Raw genomic sequence first — 16,103 nt, 5'->3', positions numbered from 1 at the left:
GCTCAAGATTACGTTTTCTCGAACCAGCTCACAGAACGTAATCCATTGCCGCTCTAGGGCTCTGGAGTCTTCTCCGGCTCAGCATCCCCATCTTCCGTCAGCGCCGCCGCCCCTCCGGAAAGGTCGTAGGTCACCGTCTTCCGCCCATCGACGTGAAACGCAATCCCCAGCGGCTCCCGCTGCCACTCCGGCAGCCCGCACGCAGGCAACTCCCGGTCCTCCGCATCGTAGCCAGCCAGCTTTCGAGAAAGCACCCGCTTGCGCACCCCAAGCTGCGCCACAATCGCATACAGACTCTTCCCCGAAGGCGTCACCCCACAGTACGCCGCATAGTCACGAAACCAGGCCACCTGGCTCACCGCCGGATCATAATCCGGCAGCTTCAACACCGTTGCATGCCCCGTCACCCGATCGACCAGCAGCCAAGGCCCACGCTGCCAAACCCAATGCACCGCGCCTACACCTCTCACTTCGGCTGCCTTCGTGCCGGGTGTTCCTGCGTTCGCCACCTTCCCATCCGAAGCTTTCGCGTCGGAAGCCTTCCTATCTTGAAGCTTTGCATCCCTAAGAGCGCCATCCCCAGGCAGCGCATCGTTGATCTTCACCGCCCGCCGCACCACAAAGCTACGCTCCGTCACCGGATGCATCTCGCCCGTAGTCCACTCGCTCACTTTGCCGTCCACCAGCAAAGGCCGCGTTGCCAGCTTCGTCTCATCAAGGCCAGCCCCAGCCGGATCACCCGCCTTCGAATAAGGCACCTGCCGCACCGCCCCCAGCACCACAATGTGCGGCTTCTTAGGCGGCGCAGCAGCCATCAACAAGGCAGCAGGCATAGCTCCCGCCACCAGCAAAGCCGGCAGAAAACTAACTCGATTGGAAAGGTGCATATGCGCACTGATGTTACTCGCTTCGGGCGCTGAGTTACCAACTATTTATGAGAGATAAGATTAGAAGAAATTAATGTCATCCTGAACGAAGCGGGCCAGGGCGCCCAGCGACAGGTCTTCGTCGCTGGGGTGCAGAAGCGGAGTCGAACCACCCGCGGTTGCTCTTACATTTGCCGTTGCTTTTCTTGTTTGTCATTCCCGAAGGAAATCTGCTTCTGCTCTTCCGAAAGCTACAAATGCGGGTGCCCCACCCTCGCCACGTCTTTGTTCTTGTGGCTAGGGTGGGACTCCCCAATCTAAGCCATCTGAGCAGCCTCAACCGCCCGCGCCACCCGGAACGCCATGCCCTCGCCAAAGTGCGGCCCAAGCACCTGCATTCCCACCGGCAGACCCGCCGAAGTAGCCCCGCAAGGCACAGTCACCCCGCAGATCCCAGCCAGACTCGCTGTGACGGTATAGATATCGGCCAGATACATCGCCAGCGGATCATCCGTCTTTTCCCCTAATTTGAAAGCAGCCGTAGGAGCCGTAGGCGTAACAATCGCATCCACGCCTTCAAATGCCGTCAAGAACTCCTCAGCCAGAATCCGCCGAACCTGCTGCGCCTTCTTGTAATACGCGTCGTAATACCCCGCGCTCAGCGCATACGTCCCCAGCAGAATCCGCCGCTTCACCTCAGGCCCAAACCCCTCTTCGCGCGACAGCTTGTACATCGAAGCAAGATTCGTAGCCTGCGCCGAACGATGCCCATAGCGCACCCCATCAAACCGCGCCAGATTCGCACTAGCCTCAGCCGTAGCCACCAGGTAATACACCGGGACGGCGTATTTCGTGTGCTTCAAACTGATCCGCTTGATCACCGCACCAGCAGCCTCCAGCGAAGCGATACCGTTCTCGACAGCCGCCCCTACTTCAGGATCCAGGCCGTCCGCAAAGTACTCCTCAGGAATTCCAATCCGCTGCCCGCGAACATCCTTCTCCGTCTCGCCGATATACTTGCCAACCGGCTGCCGCGAACTCGTAGCATCCCGCTCATCAAACCCCGCCAGCACCCCAAGCACCTCGGCCGCGTCGCGCACATTGCCCGCAAACGGCCCCACCCGGTCCAGCGAAGAAGCAAACGCAATCAGCCCATACCGCGAAACCCGCCCGTACGTAGGCAGCACACCCACCACGCCGCAGAAACTAGCCGGTTGCCGGATCGAACCGCCCGTATCCGTCCCCAGCGTAGCCACAGCCAGGTTCGCCGCCACCGCCGCCGCCGAACCACCGCTCGACCCACCCGGCACCCGGTCCGTGTCCACAGGATTCCGCACCGGCCCATACGCCGAGTTCTCATTCGACGAGCCCATCGCAAACTCATCGCAATTGATCTTGCCCAACAGAACCGCCCCAGCACTCTCCAGGCGAGTCACCGCAGTAGCGTCATACGGAGGCTCATAGCCCTTCAAAATCGCCGACCCAGCCGTAGCCGGAGCCCCGCGCATCACCAGCACATCCTTCACACCAACAGGAATCCCCGCCAGCGCGCCCAACTCGTCACCCTTCGCCGCAGCAGCATCCACCGCCGCAGCCTGCTCCAGCGCCCGCTCCTTCGTCAGCGAAAGGTAAACATTCAGCAGCGGATTATGCGCCTCAATCCGCGCATAATACTGCTCCGCCAACTCCGTAGCCGTCACCGCCCCGGAGACAATCCCCGCGCGCAGCGCAGCAATCGTAGCCGGCTTCTCAACCCGATTTTCCGTAGTAACCAAAGTCCCAGTCATAAGCCTCTGCTGCTCTCTGTTTGCTGCTCTCTGTTCTCTGTTTGCTATTCCCTGTTCCCTATTCCCTGTTCCCTATCTTTCAATTACCTTCGGCGTCTTAAAAAACGCCCCATCCGTCTCCGGCGCCTCTTTCATCACTGCAGCCCGGTCCAGCGATGGTCGCAACACATCCACGCGCAGCGCCTCGCCATGGCCCGAATCCGCGACGGTACCCGGCAAACCAGCCAGCAAATCCGCCACCTGCGCCATCGGCTCCACCGCGCTCGTATCCAGCTCATTCAACTGGGCGACATAGTCCAGAATGGCATTCAAATCCCGCTGCATCCGGGGCTTCTCATCCGTCTCCAGATCCAGGTTCGCCAGATCCGCCACCCGCTCCACTTGTTCCAAAGTTACCTGCACGCTCATACACAAATCCCACCCGGCGCAGCAGCACCGCAACAAAACTCAAGTATAGCCGCCATGCGCGCCAAGCCCTATCGTTCCGCCGCAGGGACGCCACAGGTCTCTTCCCCAGAATCGATACATCGAGCCACTTGCCTCAGTATCGGCGGAATGCAACTTCAATCTTCAGCAAGTATTCAACCGGCTTGCCATCCTTCATCGCCGGCTTGAGCTGGTATTGCATCACCGCGCGCAACGCCTCCACCGCAAAGTCGGAATTCGTTGCGCTGGTCACAGCCAGATCATGCGGAAGACCGTCGGTGCCAAGCACGCAGCTCACTGTGACCTTCCCCTCGGTAGTCCCGCTACGCTCACTCTCGGGAAACTGCGCCTCGACTGTTCTCAGCACTTTCGGCTGGACAACCTGGTCGCTGGGTTTTTCCGTCCTCTCCAGTGGAACCACCCTCGCCCCATCCGGCACCTGCAGCTCCTCGGCAGAATCCGTCATCAGCTCCGTGCCACCCACAGACCAGGAAATCTGCTTTACTTTGCCCGAATAAACGTTCACCGTCCTGGCCAGGACTCTTCCCTGCATCATCGAAAGATCGTCATACGCCACACTGACATTCAGAAACGGAGCGGCAGTGCGCAGCAAAGCGTGCGCGCGATCAAAGCAGTAGGTAGGAAATACCTTTTCCCCGCTCTTGCTGGTCCTGAGCACCGTCTTGGGAGTGACCACCACGCAGGGCAGTTTGATGGCTCCGAAAGATTCGTCTCTACCGTCCAGCCGCGCGGCGTTGAGCACATCCATTCCCGGCAGCGGTCGAAACTCCACATCAGCAATCCTGGCTTCCTCAAACTCCAGCGACGCGCCCTGTGAAAGCACCCAGCGCTCCTTGCCCGCTACCCATTCGGAGTATTCCAACCCGGGCCTTTTCCATGTGCTCTTGTAGCGGTCCGGGGCGGCCTGCCAGTATTCAAACATTCCAGTCGCTGTTGGTTTTCCTTGCTTGTCATAGAGCTGGTAACTCGCCTTCAGATGAAATGGCTTGATATTCACCGAGGCAAAGTCGTACAACGGCGCAGCAGCCGCAAAAATCTCCGCAGCATCCTTCGGCAGCGCCGGCAACGGAGTGGTCGCCGCGGACTGGCAAGCCACACCAATTGAGTTCACCAGCGCGAGGAGAAAACAGAGAATGAATCGCATAATTCCCGTTTAAACTCCCCCAAGCTTGAATACAACATTGATAGTCGTGTTCACCGCAACAGGGTCTCCGTTCAACGCATACGGCTTGTATTCCCACTGAAGAACAGCCTGCAGTGCAGCAGCAATCAGCGAAGGCGCAGGACCATCCACAACCGTAAGGTCATGAATTCTTCCATCCGTGCCAATCAATGCTTCCAGCACCACTGTGCCTTGCAAATGTGCCTGCTTGGCTTCCACCGGATACACCGGTTGCACTCTCTTCAAAAGCAGGCCCTGCGATAACCCGGGGCTGATAACGATGGGCTTCGCAGGGCCGGATGCATGCTGGACCGCGTCCGCCACGGGAATGAGTTCCGGAGCGGTCGGTACAATGCCTGTAACACTTTCCACCTTGGCCGCAAGCACCTTCCTCCCTCTGTCCACAACTGCGATGTCCATGGGAAGCATTCGCCCTTGCAGGCGCGCGATTTTGTTATAGACCACCGATGTCGCGCCGAAGGCATAGTACGCGCGCAGCGTAGGCGACCCCGGATCAAAGCAAAATGTGGGAAACAATCCCAGCGGTATGACCGGCGGGCGCCCGGGATCCTGTGGCAGCTTGCGAATCACCATCACGCACGGCAATTTCACCGAACCAAAGCTCTGTTCCTCATGCGTGAGCCGCACCTTTGCAGGATCAAGATCCTCGGGCTTCGGCAACGGGTCAAGCAGGTCCGATTGCAGCTTACGCTCGAAAAATTCGAGATACGGCCCCGTAGCGAAAGAAGAAGGTTTCCCATCCACATGCCAGTCGGTATGCTCCATCCCAGGCCGCGACCACGTACTACGGTAGGTGGTCGGGGAAGCCCACCAATACTCGTACGTCCCCTGCGCCGACGGCTGCCCCTTCTCGTCAAAGAGCTGATAGCTCGCCTTCAGATGAAACGGCTTGAGCGTAGGCGAAGAAAAATCATACAACGGAGCCGCAGCCGCAAAGATCGCCGCAGGTTCCTTCGGCAGCGGAGGCAACGGAGCAGGAGCAGCAGGTTGGCAGACCGCAGTTACTGAACTCACCAGGGCAAGGAGCAGACAAACAGTTAGCCGCATAAGTCCCGCCAGACTAACATAATTTCGCGCCTGTTTATCCCGGCACACCCGCCATCTGCTATCGTGAAGCCGTCCCGGTCCAGCAGGATTCAAGCCAAGCCAAAGTCCCCGGAGCCACCATGCGCCGCACCCTCACAATCGTTCCCATCGCCCTTCTATCTGCCAGCCTGACCCTCGCCGCGCAGCAGCCGGCGGCAACACCCGCACCGAGCAATGCTGAAAAACCCACCACAGCCGCCGAAGCCCCCACCCGCGACACCAGCTTCATCGACAGCGAAGGCCGCGCCCACATCACCCGCATCGTCCCCGTACCCACCTACCTCAGCCGCCAGTCCCACTACTGGCTCTCCCAGCCCGTCCCCGACGACGACCCGCACCAGTCCCTCGCCGACCGTCGCGCTGGCACCGACAAGTGGGCCGCCGGAGCCAGCCTCGAATGGCAGGCACTCTACCCCGCCAAGCTCACCGAAGAAAAAATCGCCGGCGTCAACGTCCGCATCGTCGTCCCCGCCAACTTAAAGGACAAAGATAAAGTCCTCCTCTGCCTTCACGGCGGCGGTTTCAACTCCGACTCCGGCTCCTACACCGAGTCCATCCCCATGGCCGGCATGACCGGCATCAAGGTCGTCGCCGTCCTCTACCGCCTCGCGCCCGAGTTCCCCTTCCCCGCCGCGCTCGACGACTCCATCGCCGTCTACAAAGAGCTCCTCAAAACCTACAAGCCCGACCACATCATCATCTACGGCACCTCCGCCGGAGCCATCCTCACCGGCGAAGTCGCCGTCAAAATCAAGCAGCTCAACCTCCCCATGCCCGCCGCGCTCGGCATCTTCAGCGGCATGGGAGACTTCGCCCGCACCGGCGACTCACAATCCCTCTACAGCCTGCGCGGCCTGAGCGGCCACCTCGACGTGCCCGACGAGTCGGCACCGCATGACCCCTATTACACCGGCACGACGGACCCCAAAGACCCAGTCCTCTCCCCCATCTACGCCGACCTCAAAGGCATGCCGCCAACCCTCTTCATCACCAGCGGCCGCGACATGCTCCTCAGTGGCACAGTCAACCTCCACCGCGCCTTCCTCAACGCAGGCAACGACGCCCGCCTCATCGTCTACGACGCCCTGCCACACGCCTTCTGGTACAGCACCAAACTCCCCGAAGCACTGGAAGCCAACCACGCCATGGCCGACTTCTTCACAAAACAACTCACCAGGTAAGCCCGCGAATAATAAGCAAGCGAACCAAGCAGTGGCTAAAATCAAACTGTTCCCTGTTCCCTGTTCCCTGTTCCCTGACCACTAACCACTAACCACTAACCACTAACCACTAACCACTAACCACTAAAAATGATCCACAACGGCCGCCGCAAGCTCCCCTACGATCCAGAAGCCGCACTCGCCCACCTGCGCGCCGCCGACCCCAAACTCGGCGCCCTCATCGACCGCGTAGAAGAAACCGGCGGCTTCACCCTCAAGCTCGGCCACGGCGGCTCCCCCTACACCTCGCTGCTCGAATCCATCCTTTACCAGCAGCTCCACGGCAAAGCCGCTGCCACCATCCACAAGCGCGTCCGCGCCCTCTACGGCGATGCCGACCCCGAGCCGCAAGCCCTCCTCGACACCCCCGACGAACTCCTCCGCGCCTGCGGCGTCTCCGGCAACAAGATCAAAGCCTTCAAAGACCTAGCCGCCCGCGCCCTCGACGGCACCGTGCCCACGCACAAGCAAATCCTGAAAATGTCCGACGAAGAAATCATCGAACGCCTCACCAGCGTCCGCGGCATCGGCGTCTGGACCGTGGAAATGCTGTTAATCTTCCGCCTCGGCCGCTCCGACGTCTTCCCCACCACCGACTACGGCGTCCGCAAAGGCTTCGCGCTCACCTTCCAGCGCATCTCCCGAGGTCTTTCGAGTTCGCCACGCGCCCTCAAAGCCGAAGACCTGCCCAAACCCGAAGTCATGCTCCGCCGCGCCAAACGCTGGTCCCCCTACCGCGCCGTCGCCGCCTGGTACATGTGGCGCGCCTGCGATCTGGAAGCAGCCACCCGCAAAGCCCCAGCCATGATCCTCCCCACGCAAAACCTTTAAGCTTCACACTGCCAGACCTAAAGAGTCGCAGCTTTAACTACGCCTAGATCAAAAGGCCTCGGGAAAGGGCACGTCATCCGTGGAGATTATTCATTTCACACAGATACTATGTTTCGATAGCGTAGGTTCATGGTGAAGACGATTAAAAGAATCGCTATCGCACTGGGTATCACCCTAGGGCTAATCCTGTTGTGCCTCGTGGTGATGGAGCGCATTTTCGGCATCGGAATTACGTCTCGGAGATAGGCCGATGAACCTGATAGACCTAACCGGGATCGTCCGCTGAGATCCACTCCCAACAACCTCGAAGTTAAGGCCGCACCGTCACCAGCGCCAGCGTATTCGGCGTCAACTTCAGCACCAGCTTTCCATGCGAAAGCCGCATCTCCTCCGGCGCACCCAGCGCCGTCTCCCGATTCAACTCCTCGACCTGCTTCGGCGTAGGATTCATCGGCGCGCCTATCGCGTAGTACTTCGGCAGCACATTCCCATGCACCGCATCCACACGCTGCACGGTCACCGCAGCATCCTCCGCCACCCCACTCAAATCCAACTCAACAGTCCGCTCAGGCCCCACCGTCCCAGCTTTCTCCGGAGTAGCCCCATGCGGCCCCTCCTTCATCTCCGGCACAGCGCTCGGATCGACAATATTCCAAACCGCAACAGCCAGCGAACCATCAGCCTTCTTAGTCACAATTACATTCTTCGACTCCGCAGCAATCCGCTTGTCCCCAAGCTGATGCAGCAGCGCAAAGTCATAGTAGCTGGGCTTATTAATCCCACCCGTAGCACGCAATCCAAACTCGCCAATAAACGGCTGCGCAATCGGCCCACCCTCCTCGAACACATCCGAGAAAGTCCAGAAGCTCATCATCTCCGCCAGCCCGTCGCACGCCCGCACCGTGTTGGCCAACCCCGGCCCCACAAAGATCGTGTCCCGCGATCCCCGCTCGCCCTGCACATTCCACTCCGTCCAGAACAGCGGCAAATTCGGCATCGCAGAAGCCTTGATCTCCCCGCGCACCTTCCCCACCGCCCGGCAAACACGATCATCCAGCGCAATCTCTTCCTTCGTATGGAAGAGATTCTCCACCGTGTCATCCGCATAGCCATGCGAAGTCACAAAGTCCACCGGCACATGGTTCTCCGCCGCATACTTCAGGAACTCAGGCACCCACTGTGCCGCTGCCGTAGCCGGCCCGCCCACCCGCAGCTTCGGGCTCACCGCCTTCAGCGCACGCGCCGTGTGCGCATACAAGTCCAGGTAACTCTGCAGTTGCGGAACCCCATTCCAAAAGTCGATATTCGGCTCATTCCACACCTCGAAGTACCACTGCGAAACCTCCTCGATCCCATACCGCTCCACCAGGTGTTTCGCAAACGCCGTCATCAGCCCGTCCCACCGCTCCATGCTCTTCGGCGGAGAAACATTCTGCTTGTACCAGAAGGGGTGCAGCGCATCCGGATTGAACGCCAGCTTCTTCGGCATAAAGCTGATCTCCACCACCGGCCGCACCCCGTTCTTCAACAACCCGTCATAGATCTGGTCCACAAGCGTGAAGTTGTACACCGGCTCGCCATGCTCATCCTCGTTATAAACAGCAACCTCGTCATGCAGAATCGCGTGAAAGCGCACATAGCGAAAATCCGTAACCGCCTTCACCGCCCGCAAATCCTCGCGATAGCTCTCCCGCAACGAAAGCACCGCCCGTCCCGACCCGAACATCTGCTCCCAGAAATGCGGAAACGGCGTAGTCGCTGCTTTCGCGTCAATCGCAACTCGCTCAACACTCTGCGCCCCGGCCACCGCTACCATCGCGAGAGCGAGCACAAAACAGGTCAGACTCGGACCAGAAATCTTGTTAAGCATGGCTGTGCGCAATCGATTTCTACGGTACTCTCGCATAACTCCGGACTCCAGCGCAGGCGCGCCAGACAAACATAGCGCACCACGCCCACGCAGGGCGAATCCCGATCCCTTATCCAATCATCCTTAACAGTGCGTTCATAACCGGGCCGACTGCCGCCACGGAAAAACCGTTTTTCCCCTAAAATGGGCTGGCGGTGCATCTAATCCCCCGAGGACATCTATTTCCATGCCATCATCCAAGCGATTCATCTGCATCCATGGGCATTTCTACCAGCCGCCTCGCGAAAATCCCTGGCTCGAAACCATCGAGACCCAGGACTCCGCCGCGCCCTATCACGATTGGAATGAGCGCATCTGCGCCGAGTGTTACGCCACCAACGGCGCCGCCCGCATCGTCAACACCAAAAACGAGATCACCCGCATCCTCAACAACTACTCCCACATGAGCTTCAACTTCGGCCCCACGCTCCTCAGCTGGCTCGCCGAGTGCGCCCCCCGCACCTACCGCAACATCCTCGACGGCGAGCGCCGTAGCCGCGAAATCTTCTCCAACCACAGCTCCGCCATCGCCCAGGTCTATAACCACCTCATCATGCCGCTGGCCAACCGCCGCGACCGACTTACCCAGATCCGCTGGGGTATCGAAGACTACAAGTTCCGCTTCGGCCATGCCCCCGAAGGCATGTGGCTCGCCGAAACCGCTGCCGACACCGAGACCCTCGAGCTCCTCGCCCAGGAAGGCATCAAGTTCACCATCCTCGCCCCGCGCCAGGCCCGCCGCGTCCGTTCCCTCACCGGCGTCAAGAAATTCGGCGACCAGGGCACCCCCTCCGGCGACTGGATTGACACTCCCAACGCCACCGTCGACCCCACCCACCCCTACCTCGCCCGCTTCGCCAGCGGCAAGTCCCTCGCCATCTTCTTCTACGACGGGCCCACCTCCCGCGCCGTCGCCTTCGAAGGCCTGCTCAACTCCGGCGAAGGCTTCGTCAGCCGCCTTAAGCAGGGTTTCCTCGACAACGCCAACCCCCAGCTCGTCCACATCGCCACCGACGGCGAAAGCTACGGCCACCACCACAAACACGGCGAAATGGCCCTCGCCCACGCCCTTCGCATCCTCGAGCAGGACAAGAACACCCGCCTCATCAACTACGGCGCCTTCCTCGCCCAATTCCCGCCCCAGTGGGAAGCCGAAATCTACGACGACTCCAGCTGGAGCTGCGACCACGGCGTCGAACGCTGGCGCTCCAACTGCGGCTGCAACGGTGGCAAAGCCGGCTGGAATCAGCTCTGGCGCGCGCCCCTGCGCAGCGCACTCGATGAACTCCGCGACTCCATCACTCCGCTCACCGAAAAAATCGGCAGCCTGCTCTTCAACAACGTCTGGGCCGCCCGCGACAGCTATATCGACGTCATCCTCGACCGCAGTGAGGAATCCGTTGAGCGCTTCTTCGCCGCTCACCAGAACCATCCGCTCACCGAAGCGGAACGCGTCCGCGCCCTGGGCCTGATGGAGATGCAGCGCCACGCCCAGCTCATGTACACCAGCTGCGGCTGGTTCTTCGACGACATCTCCGGCATCGAAACCATCCAGATCATCGCCTACGCCGCCCGCGTCATCCAGCTCGCCCAGGAACTCTTCTCCGAAGACGCCAAGGGCTTTGAAGAATCCTTCCTGCAGAAACTCGCCCTCGCCAAATCCAACGTCCCATCCCAGGGTGACGGCGCCAAGATCTACGCCACCCAGGGCCTCGGTATGGAGCTAAGCCTAGAACAGGTCGCAGCCCACTACGCCATCAGCTCCATCTTCTCCGCCTTTGGCGAAGAGACCGAGATTTTCTGCTACCGCGTCCACCGCTTCACCCATGAAATCCTCAACTCCGGCCGCGGCCGCCTCGCCCTCGGCCGGGCCCGCATCGAGTCCTCCATCACCGGCCAGTCTCAGAACTTCTCCTACGCCGTCCTCCACTTCGGTGACCAGAACATCACCGCCGCCGTCAAGGCCTACCAGGCCGAAGACACCGAGGCCGCCGAGGGCTTCGAGAAGGTCGCCGCCCTCGCCCGCGAACAGGTCCAGCGCGCCAACTTCCCCGAAGTCATCCGCGTCCTCGACCGCTACTACCACCTCGACTACTCGCTGACCTCGCTCTTCCGTGACGAACAGCGACGCATCCTCAAGATCATCCTCAACTCCACCCTCGGCGACATCGAAGGCTCTCTTAAGACCATCTACGATGACCACGCCAGCCTGCTCCACTACCTCTCGCAAGCCGGCCTGCCCAAGCCGCCCGCACTCGCTCTCGCCGCCAGCTTCGCCGTCAACGCCGGCCTCCGCCATGCTCTCGAAGCCGAATCCGTCGACCTGGCCCTCGTCCGCAACTTCCTCGCCATGGCCAAGGCCGATGAGATCGAGCTCGACATCCCCACCCTCACCTACATCGCCGACCTGCGCATGAAGCGCGCCATGATCGAACTGACCATGTCCTCCGGCAACCTCGAAATCCTCGACCGCGCCCTCAATCTGGCCCGCACTCTCACCGAGCTCCCCTTCGAGCTCAACCTCTGGCAGGCCCAGAACATCTGGTACGAAATCCTCCGCAGTTCCAGCAGCCTCACCGCTCACACCCCCGAAAGCCGCCCCCGCTGGGACCGCGACTTCCACGACCTCGGCTGCTGCCTCTCCATAGCCTGCGACGTCATCACAGCAGAAGAACCAGCCCTGGCAGCCCCCGGCGACTAAGAGCAGCACAACTGCCCCACATCTCGATCGCGAGGTGTGGGGCATTTCCGTCGGAAGCAGACCAATCGCCGCAAAGTGATACCGTAATTCCATACGCCCGGAGCATAGAGGGAGAGGGAGCAGCCGTGTCTCAACAGCCATTTCTAAAGTCGATCAAACCAGTTAATCTGCTATCCTTCGGCCCCAATACAGAAGAAATCGAGCTCCGCCCGTTAAACATCCTCATCGGTCCAAACGGCTGCGGCAAATCAAATCTCATTGAACTAATACGTCTTCTGTATGTTCTTCCAGAAAAGGAACCCTGGACTACTGTCCTTGAGACAGGAGGCGTTAACGAATGGATATGGAAAGGCGAGAAAGGCAAGAGCCCTCGCTCGTCGCTTGACGTAACGCTTTCACTAGGATCAATAATTGAATCGCATTCTGCAGGCACTCCGCCGAGCTTCGAATTCGAGTACTCGATTCAGTTGGTCGAATTTAAATCTTCTTTCCGTGTAACCAAGGAGATTATCCACACAACATCTCATTCCGAAGATGGCGTGTCGCGATACGGTTGGATCGAAACAAACGGCATACAGGCCGAAATACATCTCCGTTATAAAGGCCCAACTGACGCGCCTCTTCTTGTTGCCTTAAACCCTGACAGGTCAATACTGGCTCAGGTATCATCGCTGCCCCCGCAAAGACCGGAAGCTTCTTTACCGCTAAATGAACTCTATGAGATTGGTCGATTCTTCGACAGTGTGGACTTTCATCAAGATTGGGAGTTTGGCGCTGACCAATCTGCACGCGACCCACGTCCAGTAGGGCAGCCTGTAGCTAAGCTCGAAGAGAATGCATACAACCTAGCGCAGATGCTTGCATATTTCAGGGACTATCATTCGTCTGTATTTGAGCGTGTCCAAGACTTAATGAGGCAATTCTACGAGCCACTTAAAAGTTTAGAGGTTCGACTCATTGGTACTCATCTTCAAGTCGCAATCCAAGAAGTGGATGGGTTCTCAATTCCGGCGTATCGCCTCTCTGACGGAACACTCCGTTGGCTCGCACTGCTTGTGATCCTTCTCAATCCAACTCCGGCACCCGTTACTTGCATTGACGAACCGGAACTCGGACTACACCCCGACATCATCCCAACCCTCGCAGACCTTCTGCGCGAAGCCTCAACCCGTACCCAGCTGATCCTGACCACGCATTCCCGCGATTTGGTCGAGTCGTTCTCTGATACGCCCGAATATGTATGCGTCTGCGAAAAAGTTGATGGTGCCACTAAGATCAACAGGCTTAGCAAGGAAAATTTGAAGGTTTGGCTTGACGAATATTCTCTCGGACAACTCTGGTCCAGCGGCCAGATCGGAGGAAATCGCTGGTGAGCGTGCAGATTTTTGTCGAGGGAGGCGGAGACCTACCAACAATTCGAACCAAGTGCCGCAAAGGATTCTCAGATTATTGTTCAAAGATCGTTCCCGCCAGCCGGTTCAGCATCGTCGCATGTGGCAGTCGAGATGAAGCCTTCAAGAAGTTCAAGATTGCCGTTGCCAATAGCAGTCCAGAAAGAACTGTCGCTCTACTGGTAGATTCTGAGGAACCAACAACGGGCATCTCGGCGGTCCGACATTTACACAGTCGCGACGGATGGGTTTTTCCACCTTTGGGAAGCCATCGAGTATTCCTCATGAGTCCGGTCATGGAAGCATGGTTCCTTGCTGACCGTGAAGCGATGGAAGACTTTTACAACGGCGGTTTTCAGCCCAATGCCCTACCCGGCAACGAGACCAACATCGAGATTATTCGCAAAGAAAGCATTGAAGCGGGGCTAAAGAGCGCGACGAGAAATACCAGAACGAAAGGCGAATATCACAAGACGAGACACGGATTCGATTTGCTGAGCAGAATAAGACCAATCAAAGTAGAGGCTGCGTCACCAGAACATGCCGCTTCTTTCCATAATTTCCTTCGGAACATCTAGCGTAAGTACATCGCAATCGCACATAGAACTAGGTATTTATTCAATGGGGATGTGTCCACCCGTTACCATAGGGGCGGCAAACGCATGAAGAAAATCCCCACGCTACTCTTGCAAGTTCTGTGCTGCATCGGCATCGCCCTGTGCCCAATCCCAAAGCTCCAGGCACAGGCCTTCAACAAGCAAGCCAATAGCCTCCCCGTAATCTCCCTCAACGGCCAATGGCGCTTCCACCCCGGCGATAACCCCACCTGGGCCGACCCCAACTTCGATGACACCCACTGGGATCTCCAGGACTCAGGCCACGTCTGGAACGCCAAGCTCTACCCGGCCCCCGACGGCATGGGCTGGTACAGGCTTCACGTCACCCTCCCGCCCAACTCCGATGACGTCACCCTCAACCTGCCCCATATCATCGATTGCTACGAAATCTTCGCCAACGGCCAGCTTCTCGGCGGCTACGGCAAAATGCCCCCCAACGCCACCCCCTACTGGGGAGGATTCAACAGGCTCTACACCATCCCGCCCGCCATCGCCCGCACCGGCACCGTGACAATCTCCATCCGCGTCTGGCACTGGCCACCCCTCGCCCACTTCTATGGCGGAGGCCCTCTTTACGGCGGCGGAATGATCGGCGAAAGCCGCGCCGTCCGCTACATGGAAGAGCAGACCAGCAACTCCCGTCACTGGATCTTCAACAGCACCCTCATCCTCGCTCTCCTGCAAACCCTCGCCGCCATCGGCGCCCTTGCCCTCTACCTGCTCCGCCTCAAGGACCGCGAATACCTCGGCTTCTGCCTCGTCCAGGCATCCAGCGCCGCCATCAGCTGGCTCGCCCTCTCCTACTACTTCACCGAATGGCCCATGATCCTCCACAACCAGTTGGAGGCTCTACTACTCGGCCCTTGCCTCAACCTCGCCGAAGTAGCCTTCTACTTCTGGCTCCTCAAAGGCCGCCGCACCCCGCTCTTCTGGATCGCAGTCGCCTGCAGCGCCGCATCGGTCATCTACTGCTTCCTCTCCGGCACCTTCGTCCTGAACTCCGTCGCCGCCTACCTCGGCCAGGACCTGCTCATGCTCCCCGTCACCATCTGGATCCTGACGCTCCTCTTCACCCGCGCCCGCCAGAATTATCTCGACGCCCGCCTGCTCGTCGCCCCCGTCGTCCTGCAAAAAGCCGCACTGCTCTTCCAGCAGGCCGCCATCGTCACCTCGCTCCTCGGCTGGCAACACACCCTCGACTTCGCCATCCCGCTCACCGGCTCACCCTTCCGCGTCGAGCTCCTCCAGGTCGTGAACGCGCTCTTCCTGCTCACCGTCCTGACCATCCTCATCCTGCGCTTCACCCGGACGCGCAGCCACGAAGAGCGCTACGCCAGCGAAGTCGAAGGCGCCCGCTCCGTCCAGCAATTCCTCATTCCCGAAGACCTGCCCGCCATCCCCGGCCTGAAGATCGAAAGCGACTACCGCCCCGCCCGCGAAGTCGGTGGCGACTTCTTCCAGATCCTCCCCAACTCCGAAGATGGCAGCGTCCTCATCTTCATCGGCGACCTGGCCGGAAAAGGCATGCAGGCTGGCATGCTGGCGAGCCTCATGGTCGGCGCGATCCGCACCGCAGCAGCATTCACCCACGACCCGGCAGTGATTCTCAGCAACCTCAACAACCGCCTCTGCGGCAACGGCAGCGCCACCGCCCTCGCCCTCCGCATCGAGCAAAGCGGAGCATCGACGCTCGTCAACGCCGGCCACCTGCCGCCCTACCTCAACGCCATCGAACTCCCCATGGAAGGCGCACTCCCCCTCGGCACCATCCCCAACCTCGACTTCCCCATCCTGCATTTCCAACTCAACCCAGGCGACACCCTCACCCTCATCTCCGACGGCATCCTAGAAGCCCAGAAACCCGACGGCGAACTCTTCGGTTTCGACCGCATCGCAGCACTGCTCCGCAACCACGCCACAGCAGCCGAGTTAGCCACAGCAGCACAAGATTTTTGCCAACCCGAACAGGGAGAACAATCCGACGACATTACCGTTTTGACCATCACCCGATAATTTTTGAAATAGAGTTGCTGGTTATTTATGGCAAAAGGCGCACAATAGATTC

Annotated in this window: 12 protein-coding genes; 6 read left to right on the top strand and 6 right to left on the bottom strand. The window is 59.4% G+C overall.

Annotation, left to right across the window (positions count from 1 at the left end; translation table 11 throughout):
* Window positions 1-53: 53 nt before the first annotated feature.
* The 5 genes from AC5S27_RS24445 to AC5S27_RS24425 all read right to left on the bottom strand — a co-directional run bounded on the left by AC5S27_RS24445 (window position 54) and on the right by AC5S27_RS24425 (window position 5,330).
* A complete protein-coding gene (locus AC5S27_RS24445) occupies window positions 54-833 on the bottom strand; it encodes a hypothetical protein (protein WP_493937175.1) in 780 nt (259 codons plus the stop codon).
* A 350-nt stretch (window positions 834-1,183) separates the two neighbouring features.
* Window positions 1,184-2,653 (bottom strand): Asp-tRNA(Asn)/Glu-tRNA(Gln) amidotransferase subunit GatA, encoded by a 1,470-nt coding sequence (gene gatA / locus AC5S27_RS24440; protein WP_493937174.1) that lies wholly within the window; start codon window positions 2,651-2,653, stop codon window positions 1,184-1,186.
* Between the two features lie 72 nt (window positions 2,654-2,725).
* The gene (gene gatC / locus AC5S27_RS24435) at window positions 2,726-3,061 is read right to left on the bottom strand and encodes an Asp-tRNA(Asn)/Glu-tRNA(Gln) amidotransferase subunit GatC (protein ID WP_493937173.1); all 336 of its coding nucleotides are present in this window, start codon (window positions 3,059-3,061) and stop codon (window positions 2,726-2,728) included.
* A gap of 133 nt (window positions 3,062-3,194) precedes the next feature.
* On the bottom strand, window positions 3,195-4,244 hold the full coding sequence (locus AC5S27_RS24430; protein ID WP_493937172.1) for an energy transducer TonB: 1,050 nt from the start codon (window positions 4,242-4,244) through the stop codon (window positions 3,195-3,197).
* Between the two features lie 9 nt (window positions 4,245-4,253).
* Window positions 4,254-5,330 carry an energy transducer TonB gene (locus AC5S27_RS24425; RefSeq protein WP_493937171.1) on the bottom strand — a complete coding sequence of 359 codons (1,077 nt, stop codon included), beginning with the start codon at window positions 5,328-5,330 and terminating at the stop codon, window positions 4,254-4,256.
* A gap of 119 nt (window positions 5,331-5,449) precedes the next feature.
* Between AC5S27_RS24425 and AC5S27_RS24420 the strand changes: the two genes are divergently transcribed.
* Both AC5S27_RS24420 and AC5S27_RS24415 read left to right on the top strand, forming a co-directional pair.
* Window positions 5,450-6,550, top strand: coding sequence for an alpha/beta hydrolase (locus tag AC5S27_RS24420; RefSeq protein WP_493937170.1), 1,101 nt, complete (start codon window positions 5,450-5,452; stop codon window positions 6,548-6,550).
* Between the two features lie 129 nt (window positions 6,551-6,679).
* On the top strand, window positions 6,680-7,420 hold the full coding sequence (locus AC5S27_RS24415; protein WP_493937169.1) for a DNA-3-methyladenine glycosylase family protein: 741 nt from the start codon (window positions 6,680-6,682) through the stop codon (window positions 7,418-7,420).
* Between the two features lie 310 nt (window positions 7,421-7,730).
* On the opposite strand, the gene AC5S27_RS24410 is transcribed toward AC5S27_RS24415, so the two are convergent.
* Window positions 7,731-9,290, bottom strand: coding sequence for a GH39 family glycosyl hydrolase (locus AC5S27_RS24410; RefSeq protein WP_493937168.1), 1,560 nt, complete (start codon window positions 9,288-9,290; stop codon window positions 7,731-7,733).
* 226 nt (window positions 9,291-9,516) lie between these two features.
* Here AC5S27_RS24410 and AC5S27_RS24405 point away from each other — a divergent pair, with 226 nt between their 5' ends.
* From AC5S27_RS24405 to AC5S27_RS24390, 4 genes are all read left to right on the top strand, one after another.
* Complete coding sequence (locus tag AC5S27_RS24405; RefSeq protein WP_493937167.1) at window positions 9,517-12,030, top strand: DUF3536 domain-containing protein; 2,514 nt, start codon at window positions 9,517-9,519, stop codon at window positions 12,028-12,030.
* Window positions 12,031-12,155: 125 nt separating this feature from the next.
* Entirely contained in the window at window positions 12,156-13,403 is a 1,248-nt protein-coding gene (locus tag AC5S27_RS24400) for an AAA family ATPase (protein ID WP_493937166.1), read from the top strand.
* Complete coding sequence (locus AC5S27_RS24395; protein ID WP_493937165.1) at window positions 13,400-13,999, top strand: DUF4276 family protein; 600 nt, start codon at window positions 13,400-13,402, stop codon at window positions 13,997-13,999. Before AC5S27_RS24400 ends, AC5S27_RS24395 begins: the two co-directional genes overlap by 4 nt.
* An 84-nt stretch (window positions 14,000-14,083) precedes the next feature.
* Complete coding sequence (locus AC5S27_RS24390) at window positions 14,084-16,051, top strand: PP2C family protein-serine/threonine phosphatase (protein ID WP_493937164.1); 1,968 nt, start codon at window positions 14,084-14,086, stop codon at window positions 16,049-16,051.
* Window positions 16,052-16,103: the final 52 nt, after the last annotated feature.

It is taken from the genome of Acidicapsa borealis (assembly GCF_059115245.1).
The sequence above is the reverse complement of the archived record's forward strand: the minus strand, read 5'-3'. Positions and strand labels throughout refer to the sequence as shown.